Origin of the sequence: Skermanella sp. TT6, from assembly GCF_016653635.2 — a bacterium.
Classification (GTDB): Bacteria; Pseudomonadota; Alphaproteobacteria; order Azospirillales; family Azospirillaceae; genus Skermanella; species Skermanella cutis.
Window position 1 is genome coordinate 885,359 of sequence record NZ_CP067420.1, and the last position, 25,483, is coordinate 910,841.

The 25,483-nt window shown below is 70.3% G+C and carries 26 protein-coding genes; 19 read left to right on the forward strand and 7 right to left on the reverse strand.

Translation table 11 applies throughout. The features are described from left to right. Window positions 1-45: 45 nt before the first annotated feature. The 8 genes from IGS68_RS04125 to IGS68_RS04160 all read left to right on the forward strand — a co-directional run bounded on the left by IGS68_RS04125 (window position 46) and on the right by IGS68_RS04160 (window position 8,286). A complete protein-coding gene (locus IGS68_RS04125) occupies window positions 46-630 on the forward strand; it encodes a TRAP transporter small permease subunit (RefSeq protein WP_201077545.1) in 585 nt (194 codons plus the stop codon). Next, on the forward strand, window positions 627-1,937 hold the full coding sequence (locus tag IGS68_RS04130) for a TRAP transporter large permease (protein WP_201077547.1): 1,311 nt from the start codon (window positions 627-629) through the stop codon (window positions 1,935-1,937). The genes IGS68_RS04125 and IGS68_RS04130 overlap by 4 nt, the downstream gene beginning before the upstream one ends. Then, entirely contained in the window at window positions 1,937-2,722 is a 786-nt protein-coding gene (locus tag IGS68_RS04135; protein WP_201077549.1) for an enoyl-CoA hydratase-related protein, read from the forward strand. The genes IGS68_RS04130 and IGS68_RS04135 overlap by 1 nt, the downstream gene beginning before the upstream one ends. A 96-nt stretch (window positions 2,723-2,818) precedes the next feature. After that, window positions 2,819-4,117 carry a nickel-dependent lactate racemase family protein gene (locus tag IGS68_RS04140; RefSeq protein WP_201077550.1) on the forward strand — a complete coding sequence of 433 codons (1,299 nt, stop codon included), beginning with the start codon at window positions 2,819-2,821 and terminating at the stop codon, window positions 4,115-4,117. Then, window positions 4,114-5,301: a nickel pincer cofactor biosynthesis protein LarC gene (larC, locus tag IGS68_RS04145; RefSeq protein WP_201077551.1), complete on the forward strand. Its 1,188-nt coding sequence runs from the start codon at window positions 4,114-4,116 to the stop codon at window positions 5,299-5,301. The genes IGS68_RS04140 and larC overlap by 4 nt, the downstream gene beginning before the upstream one ends. Beyond that, a complete protein-coding gene (gene larE / locus IGS68_RS04150) occupies window positions 5,298-6,089 on the forward strand; it encodes an ATP-dependent sacrificial sulfur transferase LarE (RefSeq protein ID WP_201077552.1) in 792 nt (263 codons plus the stop codon). Before larC ends, larE begins: the two co-directional genes overlap by 4 nt. Next, window positions 6,086-6,739, forward strand: a complete 654-nt coding sequence (gene larB, locus IGS68_RS04155; RefSeq protein WP_201077553.1) for a nickel pincer cofactor biosynthesis protein LarB — start codon at window positions 6,086-6,088, stop codon at window positions 6,737-6,739. Before larE ends, larB begins: the two co-directional genes overlap by 4 nt. A gap of 80 nt (window positions 6,740-6,819) precedes the next feature. Further along, window positions 6,820-8,286 (forward strand): FHA domain-containing protein, encoded by a 1,467-nt coding sequence (locus tag IGS68_RS04160; protein WP_201077554.1) that lies wholly within the window; start codon window positions 6,820-6,822, stop codon window positions 8,284-8,286. 316 nt (window positions 8,287-8,602) lie between these two features. On the opposite strand, the gene IGS68_RS04165 is transcribed toward IGS68_RS04160, so the two are convergent. Then, window positions 8,603-9,133 carry a TspO/MBR family protein gene (locus IGS68_RS04165; protein WP_247881167.1) on the reverse strand — a complete coding sequence of 177 codons (531 nt, stop codon included), beginning with the start codon at window positions 9,131-9,133 and terminating at the stop codon, window positions 8,603-8,605. Between the two features lie 126 nt (window positions 9,134-9,259). Between IGS68_RS04165 and IGS68_RS04170 the strand changes: the two genes are divergently transcribed. Further along, a complete protein-coding gene (locus IGS68_RS04170) occupies window positions 9,260-9,613 on the forward strand; it encodes a hypothetical protein (protein WP_201077556.1) in 354 nt (117 codons plus the stop codon). Here the strand turns inward: IGS68_RS04170 and IGS68_RS04175 are convergent. From IGS68_RS04175 to IGS68_RS04190, 4 genes are read right to left on the reverse strand one after another with little or no spacing between them, the layout of a single operon-like run. After that, window positions 9,536-11,632: a hypothetical protein gene (locus IGS68_RS04175; protein ID WP_201077558.1), complete on the reverse strand. Its 2,097-nt coding sequence runs from the start codon at window positions 11,630-11,632 to the stop codon at window positions 9,536-9,538. The two genes, IGS68_RS04170 and IGS68_RS04175, sit on opposite strands and share 78 nt — an antisense overlap. Beyond that, window positions 11,629-14,376: a DUF4159 domain-containing protein gene (locus IGS68_RS04180; RefSeq protein ID WP_201077560.1), complete on the reverse strand. Its 2,748-nt coding sequence runs from the start codon at window positions 14,374-14,376 to the stop codon at window positions 11,629-11,631. Before IGS68_RS04180 ends, IGS68_RS04175 begins: the two co-directional genes overlap by 4 nt. 4 nt (window positions 14,377-14,380) lie before the next feature. Then, the gene (locus IGS68_RS04185) at window positions 14,381-15,292 is read right to left on the reverse strand and encodes a DUF58 domain-containing protein (RefSeq protein WP_247881168.1); all 912 of its coding nucleotides are present in this window, start codon (window positions 15,290-15,292) and stop codon (window positions 14,381-14,383) included. Between the two features lie 6 nt (window positions 15,293-15,298). After that, window positions 15,299-16,306 carry an AAA family ATPase gene (locus tag IGS68_RS04190; RefSeq protein WP_201081066.1) on the reverse strand — a complete coding sequence of 336 codons (1,008 nt, stop codon included), beginning with the start codon at window positions 16,304-16,306 and terminating at the stop codon, window positions 15,299-15,301. 195 nt (window positions 16,307-16,501) lie between these two features. On the opposite strand from IGS68_RS04190, the gene IGS68_RS04195 reads away from it, so the two are divergent. From IGS68_RS04195 to IGS68_RS04215, 5 genes are read left to right on the forward strand one after another with little or no spacing between them, the layout of a single operon-like run. Continuing rightward, complete coding sequence (locus IGS68_RS04195; RefSeq protein ID WP_201077562.1) at window positions 16,502-17,059, forward strand: DUF1285 domain-containing protein; 558 nt, start codon at window positions 16,502-16,504, stop codon at window positions 17,057-17,059. Beyond that, window positions 16,999-17,682 (forward strand): CoA pyrophosphatase, encoded by a 684-nt coding sequence (locus IGS68_RS04200; RefSeq protein WP_201077565.1) that lies wholly within the window; start codon window positions 16,999-17,001, stop codon window positions 17,680-17,682. The genes IGS68_RS04195 and IGS68_RS04200 overlap by 61 nt, the downstream gene beginning before the upstream one ends. After that, on the forward strand, window positions 17,676-17,975 hold the full coding sequence (locus tag IGS68_RS04205; protein ID WP_201077567.1) for a DUF6111 family protein: 300 nt from the start codon (window positions 17,676-17,678) through the stop codon (window positions 17,973-17,975). The genes IGS68_RS04200 and IGS68_RS04205 overlap by 7 nt, the downstream gene beginning before the upstream one ends. Before the next feature lie 3 nt (window positions 17,976-17,978). Beyond that, the gene (locus IGS68_RS04210) at window positions 17,979-19,166 is read left to right on the forward strand and encodes a CCA tRNA nucleotidyltransferase (protein ID WP_201077569.1); all 1,188 of its coding nucleotides are present in this window, start codon (window positions 17,979-17,981) and stop codon (window positions 19,164-19,166) included. Window positions 19,167-19,189: 23 nt separating this feature from the next. Then, window positions 19,190-19,594, forward strand: coding sequence for a hypothetical protein (locus tag IGS68_RS04215; RefSeq protein WP_201077571.1), 405 nt, complete (start codon window positions 19,190-19,192; stop codon window positions 19,592-19,594). Between the two features lie 133 nt (window positions 19,595-19,727). Here IGS68_RS04215 and hemF read toward each other — a convergent pair whose 3' ends face one another. After that, the gene (gene hemF, locus IGS68_RS04220; protein ID WP_201077573.1) at window positions 19,728-20,612 is read right to left on the reverse strand and encodes an oxygen-dependent coproporphyrinogen oxidase; all 885 of its coding nucleotides are present in this window, start codon (window positions 20,610-20,612) and stop codon (window positions 19,728-19,730) included. A gap of 4 nt (window positions 20,613-20,616) precedes the next feature. Continuing rightward, window positions 20,617-21,105, reverse strand: coding sequence for a tRNA (cytidine(34)-2'-O)-methyltransferase (locus tag IGS68_RS04225; protein WP_201081068.1), 489 nt, complete (start codon window positions 21,103-21,105; stop codon window positions 20,617-20,619). A 289-nt stretch (window positions 21,106-21,394) separates the two neighbouring features. Between IGS68_RS04225 and petA the strand changes: the two genes are divergently transcribed. From petA to IGS68_RS04250, 5 genes are all read left to right on the forward strand, one after another. Further along, complete coding sequence (gene petA / locus IGS68_RS04230) at window positions 21,395-21,964, forward strand: ubiquinol-cytochrome c reductase iron-sulfur subunit (protein WP_201077575.1); 570 nt, start codon at window positions 21,395-21,397, stop codon at window positions 21,962-21,964. A 20-nt stretch (window positions 21,965-21,984) separates the two neighbouring features. Further along, complete coding sequence (locus tag IGS68_RS04235; RefSeq protein ID WP_201077577.1) at window positions 21,985-23,241, forward strand: cytochrome b; 1,257 nt, start codon at window positions 21,985-21,987, stop codon at window positions 23,239-23,241. Window position 23,242: 1 nt separating this feature from the next. After that, window positions 23,243-24,010 (forward strand): cytochrome c1, encoded by a 768-nt coding sequence (locus IGS68_RS04240; RefSeq protein ID WP_201077579.1) that lies wholly within the window; start codon window positions 23,243-23,245, stop codon window positions 24,008-24,010. A gap of 94 nt (window positions 24,011-24,104) precedes the next feature. Further along, entirely contained in the window at window positions 24,105-24,650 is a 546-nt protein-coding gene (locus IGS68_RS04245; RefSeq protein WP_371821883.1) for a DUF924 family protein, read from the forward strand. Then, a complete protein-coding gene (locus tag IGS68_RS04250; RefSeq protein ID WP_201077581.1) occupies window positions 24,650-25,483 on the forward strand; it encodes a VOC family protein in 834 nt (277 codons plus the stop codon). Before IGS68_RS04245 ends, IGS68_RS04250 begins: the two co-directional genes overlap by 1 nt.

Below are 25,483 nucleotides of genomic sequence, written 5' to 3' on the forward strand. Positions count from 1 at the left end.
CCGCCGAGCCGGCGCCCGCGCATGCCAAACGGGGGAGGACAGTCGATGCGTGCAGTGATCGCGCTGATCGACCGCCTGTCGATATCATGTGCCGTCGTGGCGTCGGTGCTCTTGGCATCGGCGGTCGTGATCGTCTGTTACATGGTCGTGATCAGGACGTTGGGGTACTCAAGTTACTGGGAGATCGAGGCGTCGATCTACATGGTCGTCGCCGCCACCTTCCTGGCGTCGCCCTATACGCTGATGACCAGGGGGCATGTGTCGGTCGATTTCCTCCCCTGGATGATGGGCCGGCGCGGCGCCCGCGCGATCCAGGCGGTGATCGCGGCGGTCGGGATCGTGATCTGCCTCTACATGGCCTGGCTCGGCTGGCACCTCACCCTCGAGGCGATCGCCAGCGACGAGCGCAGCACCAGCATGTGGCGCCCGGTCAAATGGCCGCTGTACGTCATGATGCCGATCGGCCTCGGCCTGACCGCCCTCCAGTATCTGGCGGAGATCTTCCGGAGCGCTTCGGACGAGGCGCCGGCGAAGGCACCCCTGCCACGGATGGAGGCGATCCCGGAACCTGTCCCCGGACGCAACCCTCCCGGCCGGAGCGAAACCGAACGGAGGATGCCCGCGCGATGACCGAACTCCAGATCGGCTCCCTCATCCTCGTCTGCACGACGCTCGTGCTGTTTTCCGGCGTCCCGATCGCGTTCGGGCTGACCGTCGTCTCTATCGCGTTCCTCTACGTCTTCGACGGGCCCGGCAGCCTGTCGGCCGTGCCGCGCACCTTCCTGGACGAGATCAGCGGCTTCGCATTGCTCGCGGTGCCGATGTTCGTCCTGCTCGGCTCCCTGATCGGATCGTCCCGGGCGGGCGCCGACATCTACGAGGCGCTTCACCGATGGCTCGCCCGCGTGCCCGGCGGGCTGGTGATCGCCAACATCGGCGCCTGCGGCCTGTTCTCCGCCCTGTCCGGCTCCAGCCCGGCGACGGCCGCCGCGATCGGCAAGGTCGGGGTGCCGGAGATGCTGAAGCGGGGCTGCCCGGCGGGCCTCGCGACCGGCGCCATCGCGGCGGGCGGGACGCTGGGCATCCTGATCCCGCCGTCGGTCACCATGATCCTGTACGGCGTGGCGACAGAGACCTCCATCGGACGGCTGTTCGTCGCCGGCGTCGTGCCGGGTGTCCTGCTGGTGGCGATCTTCTGCGCCTATGCTTGGGCCGCCACCGCCTTCGCCGAGCGGAACGTCACCCAGCCGCGCGACCATTACACGCTTAAGGAGAAGATACGCGCGTCGGGCACCGTGATGCCCCTGTTCGCCATCATCGCGCTGATCATCCTGGCGCTCTACGGCGGCTATGCGACCCCGTCGGAGATCGCGGCGCTGGCGGCCATGCTGGCCTTCCTCTACGTGGCGCTGGTCTACCGCATCGTGAACCGGGATAACCTGTGGCCGATCTTCGGCAACGCGGTGCGCGAGAGCTGCATGATCCTGCTGATCATCGCGGCGTCGGGCCTCTTTTCCTACATGATGTCGCTGCTCTACGTGACCCAGACCATGGCCGACCTGCTGGTCGGCTGGAACCTGAACCGCTGGGTCATGCTGCTGGTGGTCAACGTCTTCCTGCTGGTGGCCGGCTGCTTCCTGCCGCCGGTGGCGCTGATCCTGATGACCATGCCGATCCTCCAGCCGGTGCTGGAGGCCAACGATTTCGACATGATCTGGTTCGGCGTGCTGATGACGATCAACCTGGAGATCGGCCTGATCACGCCGCCGGTCGGGCTCAACCTGTATATCCTGCGGAACGTGGCGCCCCAGGTGCCGCTGATGACGGTGCTGTGGGGATCGGTCCCCTTCGTCCTGATCATGATGGGGTTCATGGTGCTGCTCTGCTTCTTCCCCGGCATCGCCCTGTGGCTGCCCAACCAGATGTTCGGGCCGTGATGGGCGGGAGCGTCCGTTTCGAGAGCCGGGACGAGGTGGGGTTCGTCGTCATCGACAACCCGCCGCGCCGCAACGCGCTGACCGTCGGCATGTGGGAGGCCTTGGGCGAGCTGGTCCGCGGGATCGACCGGGAGGGTGGGCACCGCTGCCTGGTCCTGCGCGGCGCCGGGGAGGAGGCTTTCGCCTCGGGGGCCGACATCAGCGAGTTCGAGCGCGAGCGGTCCGACCGCGAGCAGGTAGCCCGTTACCACGAGCGCTATGTCGGCCCGGGGCTGGCGTCCCTGCTGGAGTGCGGCATCCCCACGGTCGCCATGATCCGGGGCACCTGCATGGGCGGCGGGCTGGAGATCGCGTCCTGCTGCGACATCCGGATCGCCGCCGACGACGCGAAGCTCGGCATCCCGATCAGCCGCATGGGCTTTCCCCTGGCGTTCGGCGAGACCGAACTGCTGTTCAGGCTCTTCGGCCGGGGCATCGCGGCCGAACTCCTGCTGGAGGGGCGGATCTACGACGCGCAGGAGGCCCTGTCCAAGGGGCTGGTCGAGCGGGTCGTCCCGGCGGAGCGGCTGGAGGAGGAGGCGCTGGCGACCGCCCGCCGGGTCGCCGCCGGATCGCCCAACGCGCACCGCAGCACCAAGGCCCAGTTCCTCCGCCTGCTGCGCGATGCCTCGCCGGTCACCGCGGAGGAGCGCGCGCAGTCCTACGATTTCGCCGATACCGAGGACTACCGGATCGGCTACCGGGCGTTCCTGCGGAAGGTCAAGCCGGTCTTCGAGGGGAGGTGACGGCGCGGCGCAGGGGTGGTCGGCATAACTGATTGTTTCCCGAACCTGTTATCTCCTTCAGAATGCCGCGACCAACGTTCCGCTGAGGAGATGGCCATGCAGCCGTTCAAGACCGTCGATATCGCCTTCGGCCGGGGTCACCTGACCGTGGGGCTGCCCGAAGAGGCCGAGGTGACGGTGATCCGGAAGGCCTCCCTGCCGAAGCTGGCCGACCAGGACGGCGCGGTCCGGGCCGCCTTCGCGAACCCCGTGGACTCGGCCCCGCTCGCGGAACTGGCGAAGGGCCGGGGCAGCGCCTGCATCCTGATCTGCGACATCACCCGGCCGGTGCCCAATCGCCTGTTCCTGCGGCCGATGATCCAGACCCTGGCCGAGGCCGGCATCCCGAAGGACCGGATCACCGTGCTGGTCGCGACCGGCCTGCACCGCCCCAACGAGGGCGCCGAGCTGGCCGAGCTGGTCGGCGATCCCTGGGTGCTGGAGAATGTCCGGGTCGAGAACCATTTCGCCATGCGCGACGAGGACCATGCGGACCTGGGCCGCACGGCCACCCGGAACACGCCGGTCCGCATCGACCGCCGCTTCCTGGACGCCGACCTGCGGATCGCGACCGGGCTGGTCGAGCCGCACTTCATGGCCGGCTGGTCGGGCGGCCGCAAGGTGGTGGCGCCGGGCGTCGCCGGGCACGAGACGATCCGGACGTTCCATTCCGCCCGGTTCATGGAGGATCCGCTGGCGGTCCAGTGCAACTTGGTCGGCAACCCCCTGCACGAGGAGCAGCTGGAGATCGTCCGCATGATCGGCGAGATCTACGCGCTCAACACCGTGATCGACGAGGACCGCGACCTCGTCCACGTCACCTTCGGCGAGATCATCGCCAGCCACCTGGCCGCGGTGGGCTTCATCCAGGACGTGACCCGCATCAGGCTGCCCCAACGCTTCAAGACCGTCATCACCTCGTCGGCCGGCTACCCGTTGGACAAGACCTATTACCAGACGGTCAAGGGCATGGTGACCCCGCTGGACATCCTGGAGCCGGGCGGCACCCTGATCATCGCGTCGGAATGCTCCGAAGGCATGGGGTCGAAGGAGTTCCGCGACGCCCAGGCGCGGCTGGTCGAGCTCGGGCCGGAGCGTTTCCTCGCCACCCTGACCGCCAAGTCGCTGGCCGAGGTGGACGAGTGGCAGACCGAGATGCAGCTGAAGCCGATGCGGATCGGCCGGGTCCAGCTCTACACCTCCGGCCTCGACGAGGAGGAGCGGCGGATCACCGCGGTCGAGGTGATCGCCGACCTGGACGCCGCCGTCGCCGACAGCATCCGGCGCCACGGCGACAGCCGCGTCGCGGTGATCCCGGAAGGCCCCTACGTCGTCCCCGTCGTCGAGGCGGCATGACCCTCCGCCACATCCACCTGGACGCCGTCGGCGGCATCGCCGGCGACATGTTTGTGGCGGCCCTGGTCGATGCGGTGCCGGCGCTCCGGGACCGGGTGCTCGGCGACGCCGCCGCCGTGCTGCCGTCGGGCGCCGGAACGCCCGTGTTCTCCGCCGGCGCCAGCGCCGGGATTTCCGTTCTGCGCTTCGGCCTGGAAGGCGGGCGGGGCGGGGGCTCGGACCATCACCACGACGGTGTCGGCAGCTACCGGCACATGGTCGGCCTGATCCGGGAAGCCCCCCTGTCCGAGGGAACCGCCGGCCACGCGGTCGCGATCCTGACCCTGCTGGCGGAAGCGGAAGCGGCGATCCACGGCGTTCCGGTCGAGCAGGTCCATTTCCACGAGATCGGCGACTGGGACAGCCTGATGGACGTGGTCGCGGCCGGCTCGGTCGCCGCGGCGCTCGACGCCGCCTGGAGCGTTTCCGACCTGCCTTTGGGCGGCGGGCGGGTGCGGACCGCCCACGGGATGCTGCCGGTGCCCGCCCCGGCGACGGCCCGCCTCCTGCAAGGGTTCGACTGGCGCGACGACGGCGTGTCGGGCGAGCGGGTGACCCCGACCGGCGCCGCCATCCTGCGCCATCTCGCAAAGGGCCCCGGCCGTCCCGGCGGCAGGCTGGAGGCGACCGGGAGCGGTGCCGGAACGCGGGAGCTGCCCGGCATGCCCAACATCCTGCGGGCCCTGGTGTTCGACACGGCCGCCGCGGAGGTCCGTGACGCCGGGCAGAAGGTGGCGGTGCTCAGCTTCGACGTGGACGACATGACGGGGGAGGAGATCGGCGTCGCGGCCGACCGGCTCCGCGCGCTGGACGGCGTGCTCGACTTGGCGCTGGCCCCCTTGGCCGGCAAGAAGGGCCGCCCGCTCACCGGGTTCCGCCTGCTGGTGCGTCCCGGCGCGCTGGGTTTCGTGCAGGAACGCTGCCTGCTGGAGACTTCCACCATCGGCCTGCGCTGGCGGACGGAGCGGCGGACGGTCCTGCCCCGCGTGTCCTCCGGCGAGACGGTCCGGGTCAAGCGGGTGGAGCGGCCCGGCGGCGGGACCACCGCCAAGGCGGAGAGCGACGACCTCGCGGGTCTCGACGGCCTCGCCGCCCGGCGGGCGCGCAAGGCCCGGGCGGAGATCGAGGCGGAGAGCGGGCCATGAGCGCGCGGGAAGCCCAGGCCCGCCTCGTCGCGGCGCTCGACCGCCATGCCGACCTGGTGATCGCCGTGTCCGGCGGGGTGGACAGCATGACGCTGGCCTTCGTGGCGCACCGTTTCTCCGGCGGCCGGGTCTCCATGCTGCACGCGGTCTCCCCGGCCGTTCCGCCCCACGCCACGGCGCGCGTCCGCGCCCATGCCGGGCGGGAGGGCTGGGACCTCGCCGTCGCCGACGCGGGGGAGTTCGCCGACCCGCGCTACCGCGCCAACCCGGTTGACCGCTGCTTCTTCTGCAAGTCCAACCTGTACGACCGCATCCGCTCGGTCACGCAGGCGACCGTCGCCTCCGGCACCAATCTGGACGACCTGGGCGATTTCCGGCCCGGGCTGAAGGCGGCGTCCCAGCGGGGCGTCGTGCATCCCTTCGTGGAAGCCGGCATCGACAAGGCGACGGTGCGGGCGCTCGCCCGGCTCCATGGCCTGGACGATCTCGCGGAGCTGCCGGCCCAGCCCTGCCTGTCCAGCCGGGTGGAGACCGGGATCGCGATCGATGCCGACGACCTGGGCTTCATCGATCAGGTCGAGACCGCCGTCCAGGCCCTGGTCCCGGCCGGGTCCAGCGTGCGGTGCCGGATCACCCATGCCGGCGTCGCCCTGGAACTGGACGACCCCGAGGCCGCCGGCGAGACGGCCGGGCGCCTGGTCTCGGAGCTGTGCGCCCGCACCGGCCGCGCCTTCGGCGGCGTGCGCCTCTACCGCCGGGGCTCCGCCTTCCTGCGGGATGCGCCATGAGCGACTTCGTGATGGACTGGGAGCGGGAAGGGCGCACCGGCGTGCCGGAAGCGGTGCTGTGCGCGTCGAAATCGGTGGCGCAGGTCGAGGCCATCCTGAAGGAGGCGGCCATGGCCGGCCGCCGGCTGCTGTTCACCCGGCTGGAGCCGGCCGCCTTCGAGGCCCTGGCGCCGGAATGCCGCGCCATGCTCGATTACGACTCCCTCTCCCGCACGGCATGGTGCGGGTCCCTGCCGCCGGCGGGGGCCGCGCGGGACGGCATCGGCATCGTCGCCGCGGGAACCTCCGACTTGCCGGTCGCCCGCGAAGCCGCCCGGACCCTCGAGTTCCTGGGGTTCTCGGCGCCGGTCGTCGCCGATGTCGGGGTCGCCGGCCTGTGGCGCCTGATGCGCCGGCTGGAGGAGATCCGCGCTTGGCGCGTCGTGATCGCGACGGCCGGCATGGAAGGCGCGCTGTTCAGCGTGCTGGCCGGGCTGGTCGACGCGCCGGTCATCGCCGTCCCGACATCGGTCGGCTACGGCGTCGCGGCCGGCGGGACCGCGGCCTTGCACACGGCGCTCGCGTCCTGTGCCCCGGGCGTCCTGGCCGTCAACATCGACAATGGCTTCGGTGCCGCCGCCGCCGCCGCGAAGATTCTGAATAAAATGTGAGACAATTTGATATTTGTCCGCCCTGCCATATGATGCGATAAAGGGGTAGGTACCGGGAGCGGAAAGGACCCCTCGCAGCGATGTTCCACTGGAAGAAGCATGCCCGGTACGAGGTGGTCGCCGAGCAGGCCGGCCATGCGAGCATCGACGGCATCTTCGAAACGGAACGCGAGGCGGTCGAGCGCGCGACCTACCTGCTCAGCCTCGCCAAATTCACCCGGGTGCAGGTCGTCCAGGTCGCCAAGCACACCCAGGCCGTCGTATTCGAGCGGGCATCCCAGGCCGGCGGGGCCGGGGTCGTCGGCATCACGGCGATCGAGGACGCCCATTTCTGCACCGACGTGCTGGACGTCTACGGCCATCCCAGCCGCATGACCCTGCTGCGCCTGACCCGCCGCCATGCCGACCGCCAGATCGCGATCCCGTGCGAGACTCTGCACGATTACCTGGCGCTCCGCCTGATCGAGCGGGAGGGCATGCTGCTCAATTCGGGCATCGCGCGGCTCGCCCGGGTGCAGTCCAGGGAGAACGCGACGGTCGCCGCCGAGCGCGAACGGGAACTCGGCGCCCTGTGGCTCCGCCTGAAGCAGCTCGCCCAGACCTCCGACAGCCTGGCCGGCTATGGCAAGCTGCTGATCCAGAAGGGGCTGGGCGCCTTGCAGGAACAGGTGGCCTCGACCTGCGCGCCGGCCGAATGCGACCGGGTCGTCAGCTACGCCTTCGCCCGCCTGCTGGAGGGCCACCGCGACTGGGGCACCAAGACCCGCGCGCTGATCCGGGTGCTGGAGGAGGACGACGGCGACGCCACCGGCATCGCCTGGGTCGATCAGGTCCTGGCGGAGACGATCGACGGCCGCGACCCGATCAAGGTCCTGATCGGCTATTCGCCCGACCTCGGTTCCGCGCTGGGCAGCCTGCTGGCCACGCTGAACGGCCGGCTCGACGACCGCCACCCTTTCACGCCGGTGCTGATGGACTTGAGCAACGCCCTGGCGCGCTGGCACCTGCCGGAGGTCGAGGCGGCCCTGCTGCGCCGCGTCGCGACCGGGCTGAACGGCAGCCAGCCTCTGACCAAGGAGGGGCCGATCGCCGATGCCGCCGCGCTGCGCCGGATCGTCGCCGGCCTCGCCTGCTTCAGCGGCTTCCGCGGCGGTCCCGAGATGAGCCAGGCGCTCCTCCGCCGGGCCAAGACGGCGCTGCGCTTCGGGGAAGCCGACCTGCCGTTCGAAACGGCGGTCCAGCAGCTCTGCGGCAGCCTCAAGGGACCCGGCGCCCAGATCGGTTTCCTGCTGGACCTCGCGGAGACCGAGCTGGGGCGCCAGAAGGGCGTCTTCCTGTTCGGCAGCCTGTCCCGCATCTTCTCCCGCCTGCGCAGCGCCCGCGACCTGGCGCCCGCCCACGTCCCGGCGGAGGACATCCGCCGCGAGCTCGGCGGCCGCCTGCGCCGCGCCGGCATCCCGCGCGACCTCGCCGACCAGCTGATGTACAAGATCTCGTCCCTGCCGGCCGAAGCGCCGAATGCCCTGCTGCGGATTCGTGAACCGTAGGTCGGCTGCCGCTTCGCTTTGGCCGACCTGCGGGGTGCGATGGCTTTCCCCGGGAGCGGTCCCCGATCAGGTTGAACCGCACCGGTTCTCGACGCCGGCCGTTCCACTCGACGCACTGTGTTGCGCCATGGGCGCAACCTACGGCTCGATGCAGGGCGGAGATGATGCGGTCCGACGATCGTAAATTGCGCCCATGGGCGCAACGCACGGCTCGATGCAGGGCGGAGATGATGCGGGCTGACGATCGTAGGTTGCGCCCATGGCGCAACGCATCGGTTCGGCTGCCCTGGGGCGGATCGACCTGTCGGGTACAGGTCTAGGCGTTCAGCAGCCACACCGAGGCGTTCAGCACCGCCGCGTAGCTGACCCAGAGCAGGTACGGCACGAACAGCCATCCCGCGAGCGGCCGGACGCGCCAGAACGCCACCATCGTGGCGGCCACGGCGATCCAGAGTGCCGATATCTCCGCGAAGGCCAGCCCGGGCTGCTGCATGCCGAAGAAGATCAGCGACCACAGGATGTTCAACCCGAGCTGGAGCCCGAACAGCAGCAGCGGGCCGCGCGCGCCGGCCAGGCCGCGGTCCCGCCAGACCAGCCAGCCGGCGACCGCCATCATGCCGTAGAGCACCGTCCAGACCGGCCCGAACAGCCAGTCCGGCGGATTGAACCAGGGCTTCTCCAGGCCGGCGTACCAGCCGTCGATCTGCGGCAAGGTCACGGAGGATGCCGTCGCCGAGGCGACGTCGACGAGGATCACGAAGGCCGCGAGCCCGATCAGGGACCGGCCGCGGCTGCCCGCCCGGCCGGGGGCGGCGATGGTGGACTGGGTCATCATGCTGCGTGACATCGGGCGCGGACCGGCGCCGGTCAAGGGTCTTCTATTCCGGCGTTCCCCCCAAGGGATCCTTGCGGCGGGGAACCCGGCGGCAAATGTCTGGGTCCTATCTCCGCTATCGCAACCTGGACCACCACCATGAAGCCGGAAGACATCATCGGCGCATGGCTGGCAGGCCTCGCCATCTGGGCGGCAGCCATGCTCTGCGTCGTCCTTTCCGGGCCGATCGAAGACCGGTCCGGTCCGGTTCCCACGCCGGCCGGGATCACCATCGACGACTGGTACGCCGGCGCCTGGCGGGACGAGGGCCAGCGGGAGTGGGACGAGGCGGACCGGCCCGATCGCCTCCGACCGGACCTGCCCCGGCTCCCCGCCGAAGGCCCTGCCGGCCGGCCGTCCGGGATCGAGGTCAGCCTATCGCCCCTCGCGCCGCCAGGCGGCCAGCAGGGCGCCGACGACCAGCAGGACGACCAGCCCGGCGGGAAGCAGTGACGCCTCGCTGACGCCGGTCACCACGTAGTCGCCGTTGGCCCGCAGCCCGATCCAGTTGCTGCCGGTCTGGTCGCGGTCAGGCCGGGTTCGCCGCACGTCCACGTCGCCGTCGGCCAGCCAGTGGACGCCGCCGCCGCTGGCCCGCGCCGCGGGCGCCATCGGCTCCCCGGTCGTGCGCACGTCGGCCAGTTCCGGCGGGTTGACCGCGCCGACCACGGCCAGGGCCGTGCGCTCCCCGTCGCTGACGCGGTAGATGCCGGGCTCGGTCGCCAGCACCGCGGCGGTCGCGAGGCCGTTGCCGTCCTCGACCAGATCGACCCCGCGCACCTCGTCCGACGGGCTGGTCAGCTCGACGGAGCGCGGGTCGGGTTCCAGGCTGCGGCGCTCGATCGTGATGCGGTTGCCCTCGACCTTGGCGCGCAGGTCGTTCTCCTCCAGCTCCGGCTCCTTCATCAGCCAGTGGGCGAGCCGCCGGAGCAGCTCGGCCTGCGGGCCGCCGCCCTCGTAGCCGCGGGACCACAGCCAGATCTGGTCGCTGGCGATCTGGGCGACCCGGCCTTCGCCGACCCGGTTCAGGATCATCAGCGGCCGCTGGTCGGCGCCTTCCATCACGACGCTGCCCTGGAGCGGCGTCACGTCGGTCTGGCGGAACCAGCGACCCCAGCTCGGCTCCTGCCCCTGGGGAGCGCCGGCCGGCACGTCGCCGGGCAGGCCGGCGGTGACGGGATGGCGGCGGCCCAGCTCGGTCACCGACGGCTTGAACGGCCGCTCGATCACCTCTCCGGTGGGCTCGCCGGGCAGCACGGCGCCCAGCGGCGTGCGGAACAGGCTCATGGCGGTCGAGAAGGTCGGTCCCCCCGCTTCCAGCAGGGCGCCGCCGTTTTCCACGTAGCTCGCGATGTTGCTGAGATAGAGCTGGGGCAGCACCCCGCGCCGCCGGTAGCGGTCGAAGATGATCAGGTCGAACTCGTCGAGCTTGATCTCGAACAGCTCCCGGATCGGGAAGGCGATCAGCGACAGCTCGCGGATCGGCGTTCCGTCCTGCTTCTCCGGCGGGCGCAGGATCGTGAAATGGACTAGGTCGACGCCGGGATCGGCCTTCAGCAGGTTGCGCCAGGTCCGCTCGCCCGCGTGGGGCTCGCCCGACACCAGCAGCACCCGCAGCCGGTCGCGCACGCCGCTGATCACCACGGCGGCCCGGTTGTTGGCCAGGGTCAGTTCCTGGGGGGCGGCGGCCACCTCCATCTCCAGGACGTTCTGGCCGCCATGCTCCAGGTTGAACTCCAGCGGCACGTCGCGGCCGACCGGCACCCGGAAGGGGCGCGGGGCGCCGCCGTCCTGGCGAATATTGACGACGGCGTCGGGCGACTGGCTGCCCGGCATGTCCTCGACCCGCACGGTCACGGTGACCGGCCTGCCGACCAAGCCGAAGCTGGGCGCCCGGACCACGGCCAGCCGGCGGTCCGCCTCGTCGTGCTCCCCCGTCAGCAGGGTATGGATCGGCCCCAGGTCCTCCAGCCCCTTGCCGCCGCCCGGAACGTCGTGGACCTGGCCGTCGGTGATGAAGACGGCGCCGGCCATGCGCCGGCGGGGCAGGTCGGCCATGGCGTTGTCGAGCACCTCGAACAGCCTCGTCTCCTCGATCGCGCCGCCGACGCCGCCCTCGGCGCCGCCGGTGCGCACGATCCGCACCTCCAGGTCGGGGAAGCGCGACAGCCGTTCCTGGAGGTCGGCCAGCGCCCGCTCGGTGCGGGCGCGGCGCTCGCCGATGTTCTGGCTGGGGGACTCGTCCACCACCAGGACGGCGACGTCCCGGATCGGTTCGCGGTCCTCCTGGACCAGCGCCGGGTTCAGCAGCGCCAGCGCCAGCGCCGCCAGTCCCAGGGCCCGCCACGCGGTCCCGCGGGCGCGCCGCACCAGCGCCACGAGGATGCCGGCCGCCGCCAGGGCGAACAGCGGGATCAGCGCCGCCCAGGGCAGCAGCGGGGAGAAGTCAACGGCGGTGCCGCCACCCATCATTGGCCGAGCCTTTCCAGTATGGCGGGCACATGGACCTGATCGGCCTTGTAGTTGCCGGTCAGGGCGTACATCATCAGGTTGACGCCGAAACGATAGGCCATCTCGCGCTGGCGCTCGCCGCCCGGGACGACGGCGTTGAGCGGCCGGCCGGCCTCGTCGACCGCCCAGGCGCCGGCCCAGTCGGCGGAGCCGATGATCACCGACGACACGCCGTCATTGTGCCGGCCCTCCTCGGCCTCGACCCAGACGTCGCCGCCGCCGAACCGGCCGGGGAAATCCTGGAGCAGGTAGAACGCCTTGGTCAGCACGTGCTCGGGCGGGACCGGCGCCAGGGCGGGCACGTCGAGCCCGTCCACCAGCCGGCGCAGCCGCTGGGCGCCCGGCCCGCCGCCGGTCAGCGCGGAGCCGGGGCCGTACTGCCGGTCGCGGGTGTCGAACAGGATCGTCCCGCCGTTGCGCAGGAACTCGTTCAGCCGGAGCCGTGCCGAATCGCTGAGGTCGGCCTGCGACGGCGAGATCGCCCAGTAGATCAGCGGGAAGAAGGCCAGCTCGTCCTGCTCCAGGTCGACCGCCATGGCGCCGGCGGTTTCGACCGCGGTGCGGCGGTTCAGGATCTCGCTCAGCCCCTCCAGCCCGGCGCGGGTGGTTTCGTCCACCGTCCGGTCGCCGGTCACCACATAGGCCAGGTAGGTCTCGCCGCTGGCCTTGATCGCGAACTCGTCCAAGGCCCGCGCAGGGCCGGCCCCGGCGGCGACCAGCCCCGCCGCGAGCAGGACCGCGGATGCCGCCGCGGCGGCGCGGCGCCGGCGGCCGAAGCGGATGTTGCCGAGCAGCCCGCGCAGCACCAGCGCCACGAACAGGTCGATGATCGCCAGCGCCATGGCGGCTCCCAGCAGCCAGGGTTTCAGGTCGATCTCGCCGCGCGCCGCGTAGGTCCCCTGGGCGACGCCGGCGGGCAGCCGGCGCAGGGGCTCGACCGTGGTCACCAGCGAGGTCAGGTTGAGCGCCCGGCGCGCCTCCTCCGTCCCGTAGAAGCCGGGCGGATGCCGGGGGCCGAGCGATTCGGGCCGGAACGCGTTGCCGGCGATCGGGAAGACGGTGGCGGGCGGCGGGACCAGCTGGCCCAGCCCGTCGAGCACCTCTATCGGAGCGAAGGTCGCCGCCTGGACGTCGCCGGACACGCCCTCGCTGAGCGCGGTCACCCGCCGCAGCATGTCCACGAACAGGCCGGACAGCGCCAGGTTCGACCAGTCCGAATTGGCCGTGGTGTGGACCAGCACGATCCGGCCTTCCTCGCGCTGCTCCGCCGTGACCAGCGGGGTGCCGTCGGCCAGCCGGGCCCAGGTCTTCTCGGCGAGGTCGATCGACGGCTCGGCCAGGACCTGGCGGTCGACCACCACGTCGGGCGGAACGGGCAGGCCGGCGAAGGGGCTGTCGGGCGGGAAGGGCGCCAGCCGCGCCGGCTCCGACCAGGACAGCGCGCCGCCCAGCGTCCTGTCGCCCAGGCGCAGTCGCACCGGCACCAGCTGGTCGGTATGCTGGGCCAGCCGCGGCCCGGCGAAGCGGACCAGCACGCCGCCGCTCTCCACCCAGGACTCCACGGCCTGCGCCTCGGTCTCGGTCAGGGCGCCGATGTCGGCCAGGATCAGCACCGACAGGTCGCGGCCCATCAGGTCCAGCACGCTGCCCCGCCGGATCTCGCTGAACGGGGCGAGCGCCCGTTCCAGGTAGTAGAGATCGCTCAGCAGCGGCTGGTTCTCGCCCTCGGGCCGTCCGGACACCAGGCCGACCGGGCGGCGCCGCCAGCGCTCGTCCAGCAGGACGGTGGCCCCGGCGGTCGCCTCGCCCTCGATCGACAGGCGGGTGACCTCGTTGCGCAGCTCCACGGGGAGCGACAGCGGGACCTCCAGCCTGTCCGAGCCGGGCGCGAAGGCGGTTTCCTGGCGCGCCAGCAGCCGGCCGTCGGCGGCGGTCGCGCGGACCGTGACGGGGGTCGGCAGGGTCGTGTCGGCCCGCCGCACCCGGGCCACCAGGTCGTTGCCCTCGACGCTGGGCGGCAGCAGCAGGTTGGGCAGGCGGTCGGCGCCGTTCATCAGCACCTCGGCGCCGCCCAGCTGCTGGAGCCGCTGGGCCAGCGGGATCGCCGCCGCGTCGGCCAGCCCGTCGGACAGCCAGACGGTATGGGCGGAGCCTTCGACCCGGAGGCCGCGCAACGCCTCCAGCACGGAGGCCCGGTCGGTCGGCCACGGGCGCGGGGCGAGCGACTGGGTCAGCCGCCTGGCGTCCGCCGGCCGGAGCAGGGTGCTGGGCTGCGGCTTCTCGCCGGAGGCGGACGGCGCGGTCGCCACCACGATCAGGTCGCGGCCGTTCCGCTCCGCCTGGTCCACCAGGTCGCCCATGGTGCGCTGGCGCGCCTGCCAGTCGCGGGCGGCGCCCCAGCCGTTGTCCACCACCAGGATGATCGGGCCGCTGCCCGGCAGCCCGGCGCGCGGGTTCAGCAGCGGCTGGGCCAGCGCCAGGATCACCAGCGCCGCCAGCAACATCCGCATGATCAGCAGCCAGAGCGGCGTCCGGGCCGGGGTCTCCTCCCGCGCCACCAGGTCGCGCAGCAGCCGGATCGCCGGGAACTGGACGATCCGGGGGCTGGGCGGCGTCAGGCGCAGAAGCCACCACAGCACCGGAAGGACGATCAGGGCACCGAGGATCCAGGGTGCGGCGAAGGCTATCGGTCCCAGTCCCAGCATATGTTCAGCTCTTCGGTGCTTGGGCAATCGCCCCGTGAAGTGCCAGGAGCGCCGTCTGCGGCGGCCGGTCGGTCCGGTGCGTCGCGAAGCTCCAGCCGGCGGCGCGGGCAAGGGCCGCCAAGCCGTCGCGGTGGGCTTCCAGCCGTTCCAGATAGGTCTGGCGGACCGCCTCGACCCGCGGGATCAGCAGTTCCTCCTCGCCCTCCAGGCCCTCGAACTCGATCCGCCCGGCGAAGGGCAGGGTCTCTTCCGCGGGGTCGAGCACCTGGACCAGGTGGCCGTGCACGCCGCGGCCGCTGAACGCCGCCACGGTCCGCTGGATCTCCTCCAGGGGCGACAGCAGGTCGCCGATCAGCACCGCCTGGGCGTGGCGCGGCAGGAGCGGCACCGCGGGCAGCCCGTCCCTGGGCAATTGGCCCTCCACCAGGGTCATGGCGAGCCGGTTCAGCGTCACCTTGTTGCCCGACGGAGGCACGCCCGATCCCAGCAGGGCGACCCGTTCGCCGCCGCGCACCAGCAGGACGGCGAGCGCCAGCAGCAGCAGCTCGGCGCGTTCCTTCTTGGTCGGCAGGCCGGGGGACGAGCGGTAGTCCATGGACGACGAGGCGTCGGTCCAGAGCCAGACGCTCTGCGCCGCCTCCCACTCGTTCTCGCGCACGAAGACGGGCTGCGATTTGCCCGACTGGCGCCAGTCGATCATCAGGGCGCTGTCGCCGACCTCGTAGCGTCGGTACTGCCAGAAGGTCTCGCCGGTCCCGACGCGGCGGCGGCCGTGGACGCCCTGGGCGACGGTGGAGGCGACCCGCTCCGCCGCCACCAGCAGGGGCGGCAGCCGCGACGCCAGCGCTTCCGACCGGTGCTGCGCCCGCAGCGAGGTCGCCGCGAGGTCGGGCTTTCCCATCCTGTCGCGCGCCATGCCCGGCTACCGCAGCGGGGCGCAGAGGCGGTCGATCACGTCGTCGAGCGTGATGCCGTCGGCGCGGGCCGCGAAATTGAGCGCCATGCGATGCTTCAGCACCGGCTTGGCCAGGGCCAGCACGTCGTCGAGCGAGGGCGACAGCCTGCCGTCGAGCACCGCCCGGGCGCGGGCCGCCAGCATCAGCGCCTGGCTGGCGCGGGGACCGGGGCCCCAGGCCACGTGGCTGCGGATCTCCTCCAGCTCGCTGGTCTCCGGCCGGCCCGACCGGACCAGGCCCAGGATGCCCTCGACCACGCTCTCCCCGACGGGGATGCGGCGGACCAGCCTTTGGGCCGCCATCAGGTCGGCCGGGTTCAGCACGGCGACCGCGGCCTCGTCCTCGGTCCCGGTGGTGGCGATCAGCATGCGCCGCTCGGCGTCGTAGTCGGGATATGTCACGTCGACCTGCATCAGGAAGCGGTCGAGCTGCGCTTCCGGCAGGGGATACGTGCCTTCCTGCTCCAGCGGGTTCTGGGTCGCCAGGACGTGGAACGGCTGGGGCAGGGGATGGTAATGGCCGGCGACCGAGACCCGGCGCTCCTGCATCGCCTGGAGCAGGGCCGACTGGGTCCGCGGGCTGGCGCGGTTGATCTCGTCCGCCATCAGGAGCTGGCAGAACACCGGGCCGGGGATGAAGCGGAACGACCGGCGGCCGGTCTCGTCCTCCTCCAGCACTTCCGAACCCAGGATATCGGCCGGCATCAGGTCGGGGGTGCACTGGACGCGCTTGTCGTCGAGCCCCAGGACGATGCCCAGCGTTTCGACCAGCCGGGTCTTGGCAAGGCCGGGAACGCCGATCAGCAGCACGTGCCCGCCCGCGAGCAGGGTGATCAGGGTCAGGTCCACCACGTCCTGCTGGCCGAAGATGATGCGGCCGATCCGGTCCCGCACCATGGACAGGCGGCCGCCCAGGGTTTCCACCTCGGCCAGAAGCTGGGCCGGATTCTCGATCCCGGCAGACCCGTGGCGCATTGCATCGGTAGCGGTCAAATCAGGGATCTCCTGTGCTCTCAAGACAACCGGCTCCGGAACCCCCGCCGGAAACCAGGCGTTGCGACGCCCGTTCTCAATCAGGGTATCGGACCTAGATTAGCAGTATGGCGAAATTGCGTACCCGGGTACCGATATTAACAGGAAATTCGGCTTCACAAGGGGGAAAGCAAGCCTATGACCAGTTCGATCCCGACGCCGGGCCTGCCGTCCGGCCTGTTCCGCCCCGACGACCTGAGGCCGGACGAGGGCTATCCGATTCGCATCGATCGCGACGGCACATGGCACTATCATGGGTCGCCGATCCGCCGGCTGGAGCTGTCCAAGCTCTTCTCGACCGTTCTCCGGCGCGACGAGGCCGGCGATTACTGGTTGGTTACTCCGGCGGAACGGGGCAGGATACAGGTCGACGAGGTACCGTTCACCGCGGTAGGGTTGACGGTCAGCGGCGATGGCCCAAACCAGCGGTTGATCTTCCGCACCAACCTGGACGCCGAGGTGACCGCCGGGCCGGATCATCCGATCAGGGTTGAGGAGGATGATGGAACCGGCGAGCCGAGACCCTATATCCTGGTGCGTGACAATCTGGAAGCCAGGATTACGCGATCGGTCTTCTACGATCTGGTGGAGCGTGCCGAGACGCGCGAGGACGGAGAGGAAGTTCAGGTCGGAATATGGAGCATGGGCACATTCTTTCCTCTGGGGCGTCCGATGAACAGGGCAACGGGGATCTGACCGTCGGCGACATCACCAAGGAGCGGATCAGGAGCCTGATCCCGCGTTTCGCGGCCGCACCCGGCCGCACCCTCGGCATCAGGGGCGATCACGACCTCAACCCCGGCACCGGCGCCCCGGCGCAGCTTCGCCACGCGGCGGTGTTGGTCCCGCTGGTCGAACGGCAGGGCGGGATGACGGTCATCTTCACCCAGCGCACCGCCCATCTGGCGGCGCATGCCGGGCAGATCAGCTTTCCCGGCGGAGGGATGGAGCCGACAGACCAGGACGCGCTGGCCTGCGCGCTGCGCGAGACCTCGGAGGAGATCGGGCTGGCGCCCGAGCGGGTGGAGGTGGCCGGGCGTCTGGACACCTACGTGACCCGCACCGGTTTCGAGATCACGCCGGTCGTGGGCTTCGTCCGCCCGCCCTTCATCCTGAACCCGGACCCGTTCGAGGTGGCGGAGGTGTTCGAGGTGCCGCTGGATTTCTTCCTGAAGCCGGGGGCCGCCCGCAAGGAGACCCGCCAGTTCCAGGGCACCGAACGGTACTTCTACGTGTTTCCCTACGAGCACCGATACATCTGGGGAGCGACGGCCGGGATGCTTGTGAACCTGGTCGACGTGCTGCACGGGCGATGCTGAGGAAACTTCTCCTGGTCGTGCTGCCGCTGATGCTGCCGACCCTGGTCTACATGGCCTACATGCTGGTCGAACGCCGCCGGGCCGGCGCGTCGGGCGGCACGGTCCAGCCCTGGTGGGTGGGCGCGCCCTGGACCCCGCTGATCGTCGGCGGCGTAGCGCTGGCCGGACTGACGCTGGTGACGGTGGCGCTGACCGGCGGTTCCGATACGACGGCCACCTACCATCCCGCCCGGCTGATCGACGGCCGGGTGGTGGAAGGCGATACGACCCCGCCGGCCGCCCCGGGCCGCTGAGCCATGCAACCGGCCGGCAGGATCGATCTGCCTCCCGCGATGGCGGCGCCCGGGACGGCGCGGGTGTTCGAAGCCATCGCGGCGGACGGGGCCGAGGCCCGCTTCGTCGGCGGCTGCGTCCGCGACGGCCTGCTCCGCCGCCCGGTCAAGGACATCGACATCGCGACCGATGCGGAGCCGGAACGGGTCATGCGGCTGCTGGAATCCGCGGGCCTGCGGGCGATCCCCACGGGGCTCGCCCACGGCACCGTCACCGCGGTGGCCGACGGTTCCCACTACGAGATCACGACACTTCGTCACGATGTCGAAACGTTCGGCCGGCACGCCCGGGTGGCCTTCACCGACGACTGGATGATCGACGCGTCGCGCCGGGACTTCACCATGAACGCGCTGTTCTGCGCGATCGACGGCACCCTGTACGACCCGTTCGGCGGCGTCGGCGACGCGCTGGCCGGCCATGTCCGCTTCGTCGGCGATCCGCGCGCCCGCATCACCGAGGACGTCCTGCGCCTGCTGCGCTTCTTCCGCTTCCAGGCCCATTACGGCCGCACCCCGCCGGAACCGGCGGCGCTGGACGCCTGCGCCGACCTGGCGCCGCTGCTGCCCCGCCTGTCGGGCGAGCGGGTCCAGGGCGAGCTGTTCCGGCTGCTGGGGGCCGCCGACCCGCTGGCCGTGCTGCGCCTCATGGCCGACCTGGGGATCATGGCGCACCTGTTGCCGGAGGCGACCGCGCTCGACCGGCTCGGACGGCTGCTCGGCATGGCGCCGGACCGGTCCGATCCCCTGCTGCGCCTGGCCGCCCTGCTGGACGTGGACCGCGCGGGCGCCCTCCGGGTCGCCGAGCGGCTGCGGTTTTCCAACGCCGACACCGACCGGCTGGTGCTGCTGGCCGCACCCCCGCTCGACCCGGGTTCCGCCGGTCTCCGCCCCGCGCTCTACAGGCTGGGACCGGACAAGCTGCGCGACATCGCCCTGCTGCATGCTCCCGGCCGCATGGCCGAGGTGGAGGCGGCCATCGAAGCCTGGGAAGACCCCCGCTTCCCGCTCCAGGGCCGCGACCTGCTCGACCTGGGCATTCCCCGGGGCAAGCTGGTCGGACAGCTCTTGCGCGACCTGGAGCGCTGGTGGGAGGATCGGGACTATCGCCCCGGCCGCGAGGAATGCCTGGCCGAACTCCGCGCCCGGCAGTGAGGTCCGGGAGAAGGACACCAGCGATGCGCGCCCTGATCGTCACCGCCGCCTTGGCCGCCGTCCTGATAGCCCTGGTCTTCGGCAACGCGGCCTTTTCCATCGCCGTGCTGGCCGACCGCATCGGCGGGGTCAACGCCTTCACCTACCGGATCGTCTCGACCGCCGTCCTGATCCTGGCGGTGGCCTGGCTGCACGCGCGCCTCACCGCCGGCCCGGGCTGGCTGCCCCGCGCCGTCCTGGCCGGCGTGCTCTGGCTCGCCGCCTCGGTCGCCCTGGAACTGACGATCGCCCGCGCCGTGATGGGCGTGAGCTGGCCCAACCTGCTCGCCAACTACGCCTTCTGGCGCGGCGAACCCTGGCCCTTCATCCTGCTGCTGGAACTGGTCGCCCCCATCCTGTTCGGCTGGCTGCGAAACCGAAGTCGGTAGCGCTATCCTGTGAGTGGTTTCGTTCAAGAGAATTTAACTTTTCCACAGATGAACGCAGATGGACACAGATATCTAAGCCCATCTGTGTCCATCTGTGTTCATCTGCGGACAATAAAAACCAGCGCCTAAGACTTCACGGCCACTTCACCTCCGGCGGCATCGACATCAGGATCGCTTCCACGTTCCCGCCGGTCTTCAGGCCGAAGGTCGTGCCGCGGTCGTAGAGCAGGTTGAACTCCACGTAGCGGCCACGCCGGATAAGCTGGTGGTCGCGCTGCTCGGGCGTCCAGGGGGCGTCCATGTGGCGACGCACGATCCGGGGATAGACGTCCAGGAAGGCGAGCCCGACGTCGCGGGTGAAGGCGAAATCGGCCTCCCAGTTCCCGGAGTCCAGGTTGTCGTAGAAGATGCCGCCGATGCCGCGCGGCTCGTTGCGGTGCGGCAGGAAGAAGTAGCGGTCGCACCATTCCTTGAAGCGCTCGTAATAGTCCGTTCCATGCGCGTCGCAGGCCCGCTTCAGCGCGGCGTGGAAATCGGCCGCGTCCTGTTCCGCCGGGAACATCGGCGTCAGGTCGGCGCCGCCGCCGAACCAGCCGAGGCTCGTGACGATATGGCGCGTGTTCATGTGGACCGCCGGGACCAGCGGCGAGCGCATGTGGGCGACCAGGCTGATTCCCGCGGCCCAGAACCGTCCGTCCTCGGCCGCGCCCGGCATGTTCTTGCGGAACTCGGGGCTGAAGGTGCCGTGGACGGTCGAGATGTTGACGCCGACCTTCTCGAACACCCGGCCGCGCATGATCGACATCACGCCGCCCCCGCCGTGCGAGCCCTCGGCGTCCGGGCGGTCCCAGGCCTTGCGCTCGAACCGGCCGGCCGGCATGTCCGAATGGGTGCCGGCCAGCTCGTCCTCCAGCGTCTCGAACGCGGCGCAGATCCGGTCGCGCAGCTCGGCGAACCAGGCGGCCGCGCGGGCCTTGTGATCCTCGGTCGGCACCGTGCGGTCCTTCGTGTCGTCCATCCCCTCAGTCCCTTCCCGTTTCCATTCCGATACCGTCGGTTCCCATACCGCCGGGGGCAGTCTGCCGCAACGCCTCGCCCAGCACCATGGCCGCGGCGAGGGCCACGTTCAGCGAGCGCAGGCCCGGCCGCAGGGGGATCCTGACCCGGGCGTCCGCGGCTTCCGCCACCGCGTCCGGCACGCCGGCGCTCTCGCTGCCCAGCAGCAGCGTGTCGCCGGGCCGGAAACCGAAGTCGAGATAGGGGACCGAGCCGCGCGTCGTCAGCAGGACCAGTCGGCCGCGATTCGTTGCGGCGACGTATTTTTCCCAGGAGGCATGGCGGGCGAGATCGAGATGATCAATATAATCCATACCGGCGCGGCGCAGCCTGCGGTCGTCCAGGATGAAGCCGCAGGGCTCTATGATGTCCAGCGGCACGCCCAGGCAGGCGGCAAGGCGCATCACCGCGCCGGTATTCTGGGGAATGTCGGGCTGGTAGAGCGCGAGCCTGATGCGGCTAGTGTCAGTCGGCGGAAAAATCAAGAGTCATTCTTTCTGCGAAACGACCCAGTCGGGCAAGCGCGACACTATGTCCCCGGAACTCCGACTTTCCTTGACCGGGAACCGGAGGTATATCCCTGTCGAAACTGCGGCCGGCGCGAACCGGCCCCTAGTCCCGAGGTTTTGGGCTCGAGGTTTTGGGCAAGGTCCGAAGCAGACACGGCCGAAAACTATTGTTAATGTCCGTCCGGTTTGCAAGCGCACGCCAGTGCGCTTGCCAGGGCCAAGGAGAGAAAAGCTAATGTCGGATACCATCCATCCGGCCGGTGCTGGCGGTCAGGGAGGCCATGAAGGCGAGGGAGCGACCCGTCGCGATTTCCTCTATCTCGCTACCGCGGCAGTCGGCGCGGTCGGCGTCGCGTCGGTCGCCTGGCCGTTCATCAACAGCATGAACCCGGCGGCCGATACGCTGGCGCTCGCCCAGATCGACGTCGACCTGTCGCCGGTCCAGGTCGGCCAGGCGATCACGGTCACGTGGCGGGGCAAGCCGGTCTTCATCCGCCGCCGCACGGAGGAGGAGATCGCGGCCGCCCAGGCGGTCAACCTTGCCGAACTGCCCGACCCCGCGCCCGACAGCGCCCGCGTCCAGCAGCCGCAATGGCTGGTCATGGTCGGCGTCTGCACCCACCTGGGCTGCGTCCCGCTCGGCCAGAAACCGACCGATCCCAAGGGTGATTTCGGCGGGTGGTTCTGCCCCTGCCACGGTTCGCACTACGACACCTCGGGCCGCATCCGCCGGGGTCCGGCACCGCTGAACCTCGCCGTTCCGGAATACGCCTTCCTGACGGACACCTCGATTCGCCTCGGCTAGTTGGTCAACTGGAGCTGAACATGGCTGCCCCGCAGTTCAAGAACCCCATAGTCCGGTGGATCGATTACCGCCTGCCGATCTTCACCGGGCTGCACCACGAGTACAACGAATACCCGATGCCGAAGAACTGCAATTATTTGTGGTCCTTCGGAGCGATCGCGATGGTCACGCTGATCATCATGATCGTTTCCGGCATCACCCTGGCGATGAGCTACACGCCGCACACGGCCTACGCCTTCCAGTCGGTCGAGCGCATCATGCGCGACGTCAACTCGGGCTGGCTGATCCGCTACATCCACATGAACGGCGCGTCGATGTTCTTCATCGCCGTGTTCATCCACATCTTCCGCGGCCTGTATTTCGGGTCCTACAAGGCCCCGCGCGAGATCCTGTGGATGCTGGGCGTCGTCATCCTGCTCCTGATGATGGCCACCGCCTTCATGGGCTACGTCCTTCCCTGGGGCCAGATGAGCTTCTGGGGTGCCACCGTCATCACCAACCTGTTCTCGGCCTTCCCGATCATCGGCGACCACATCGTGACCTGGCTGTGGGGCGGCTTCTCGGTCGACAACCCGACCCTGAACCGGTTCTTCGCGCTGCACTACCTGCTGCCGTTCGTGCTGCTGGGCGTGGTCTTCCTGCACGTCGCCGCGGTCCATGTCCACGGGTCCAACAACCCGGTCGGCATCGACATCAAGGGCCCGCAGGACAGCCTGCCGTTCCACCCCTACTTCACGATCAAGGACACCTTCGGCCTCAGCATCTTCCTGCTGGTCTTCGCGGGCTTCGTGTTCTTCGCGCCCAACTTCATGGGCCATCCGGACAACTACATCCCGGCCAACCCGCTGGTCACCCCGGCGCACATCGTCCCGGAATGGTACTTCCTGCCGTTCTACGCGATCCTGCGCGCGGTTCCCGACAAGCTGGGCGGCGTGCTCGCCATGTTCGGCGCCATCGCGGTCCTGTTCTTCCTGCCCTGGCTCGACACCTCCAAGGTCCGCAGCTCCAACTACCGGCCGATCTACCGCCAGTTCTTCTGGGTGCTGGTCGTCGCCTGCCTGGTGCTGGGCTATGCCGGCGCGATGCCGGCCGAAGGCATCTGGCTGACCCTCGCCCGCGTCGCGTCGATCTACTACTTCGCCCACTTCCTGATCATCCTGCCCCTGCTCGGCAAGCTGGAGCGCCCCAGGCCGCTTCCCAGCAGCATCAGCGAACCCGTACTGGGCGGTGGTCGCATCGCGACCGCGGCAGCCGCCAAGCCGATGGAGAAGGCCTAACATGCGCGCGTTGAAGACGGTCATCCTGGCCGCGGCCTTCGGCCTCGGCCTTACGGGCACCGCCCTTGCCGCGGGCGAGGCTCCGGTTCCGCCCAAGCAGGAATGGTCCCACAGCGGCATCTTCGGCACCTTCGACCGGGCGGCGCTCCAGCGCGGCTTCCAGGTCTACAAGGAGGTCTGCTCGACCTGCCACGCGATGAACTTCGTCGCGTACCGCAACCTCGAGGCGCTGGGTTTCAGCGAGGACGAGGTCAAGGCGATCGCGGCGCAGTACGAGGTCACCGCGGGGCCGAACGACAACGGCGAGATGTTCGAGCGGCCCGCCATCCCGGCGGACCATTTCAAGAACCCGTTCCCGAACGAGCAGGCCGCCCGCGCGGCCAACGGCGGCGCCTATCCGCCCGACCTGTCGCTGATGGCCAAGGCCCGTCCGCATGGCGAGGACTATCTCTACGCCCTGCTGGTCGGCTACGAGGATCCGCCGGAAGGCTTCAACGTGCCGGACGGCCAGTACTACAACAAGTACTTCCCCGGCCACCTGATCGGGATGCCGCCGATCCTGCAGGACGACAGCGTCACCTACGCCGACGAGACCCCGGCCACCCAGGCCCAGTTGGCGCACGATGTCGCGGCTTTCCTGACCTGGGCCGCGGAACCTCACCTGGAAGCGCGCAAGCAGACCGGCGTGAAGGTCATCCTGTTCCTCCTGGTCTTCACGGGTATGATGTACGCCGTGAAGCGCAAGGTCTGGGCCGACGCGCACCCCTGAGTGCCGCCGGTATCCATCGGACACCTGGAAAAGGGCGCCTCGGGCGCCCTTTTCTGTTTTCAGGCCCCGCGAGGCCAAGGGGAGGAATCGACGAATGATGACGTTCCATGACATCAACGGCTTCTGGTTCGGTCCGGCGGCCCGGCCGAACTGGTTCGAGAGGAGCGACGCCTTCGACGCCGAGGTCCGGCGGCTCCTGCTGCCCGCCCACGAACAGGCCGCGGCGAACCGCCTGGCCGAGTGGCGAGACGATCCGCGCGGCTGCCTCGCGCTGGTGATCCTGCTCGACCAGGTGCCCCGCAACGTGTTCCGCGGCAGCGCCCGCGCCTTCGCGACCGACGCCGCCGCCCGCGACCTGACCAGGCTCGCGGTCGAGCGCGGCTACGACGGCGGCTTCGACCGGGACGAGCGTACCTTCCTCTACCTCCCGCTGGAGCACAGCGAGGATCTGGCGGACCAGCGCCTCTCGGTCGAACTGTTCCGCGACCGGGTGGGCGATCCCGGCTATCTCGACTATGCCGAGCGGCACCTGCGGATCATCGAGCGGTTCGGCCGCTTTCCCCACCGCAACCGGATCCTCGGCCGGGTGTCGACGGAGGAGGAAGAGGATTTCCTGAAGCAGCCGGGATCGTCGTTCTGATGGCCGCCCCGGTGATCGGCCCGATCTCGGGCATCGACCATACCCTGGTGGGCGTCGGGGACCTGGAGGCCGCGCGCGCGACGTGGGGCCGCCTCGGCTTCACCGTGACTCCCCGCGGCCGCCACATCGGCTGGGGGACCGGCAACTACTGCATCATGTTCCCGGGCGATTATGTCGAGTTGCTCGGCATCGTCGACCCAGGCCAGTTCCTCAACCGCCTGGACACAATGCTGGAGACGCGGGGCGAGGGGTTCCTCGGACTCGCCTTCGCGGCCCCGGACCCGGATGCCGTCCACTTGGCCCACCCCGACCTGACCGAACCGCCGAAGGACCTCGGCCGGTTGCTGGAGTTGCCCGAGGGCACCGTCACGCCGCGCTTCTCGCTGGTCCATTTCAAGCCGGAGGCGACGCCCGGCCTGTCTGCCTTCTGCTGCACGCACCTGACGCCCGGCCTGCTGCGCCGTCCGGAGTGGCTCGACCACGCCAACGGCGCCATCGGCCTGGAAGGAGTCACCGTTCCGGCGGAGGATCCCGCCGTGCTGGCACCCGCCTACGAGGCCCTGTTCGGCCCGGCGGCGCTCCAGGCAGGCAAGGGCCGCCTCGACGTCCGCGCGGGGGCCCATGACCTGCGCTTCGTCGCCCCGGACCGCCTCGCCCGCCGCTATCCCGGCCTGGAGCCCGCTCCGGTCATGACGGTTCTTTGCCGCGACCTGGCCGGGACCGGCGCTTTCCTGCAAGGACAGGGGATATCCACGCTGGAGGTCCCGGGCGCCCGGATCGTCGTGCCGCCGGAGCATGCCAACGGCGTCATCCTGGAGTTCGCCCTGTCCTGA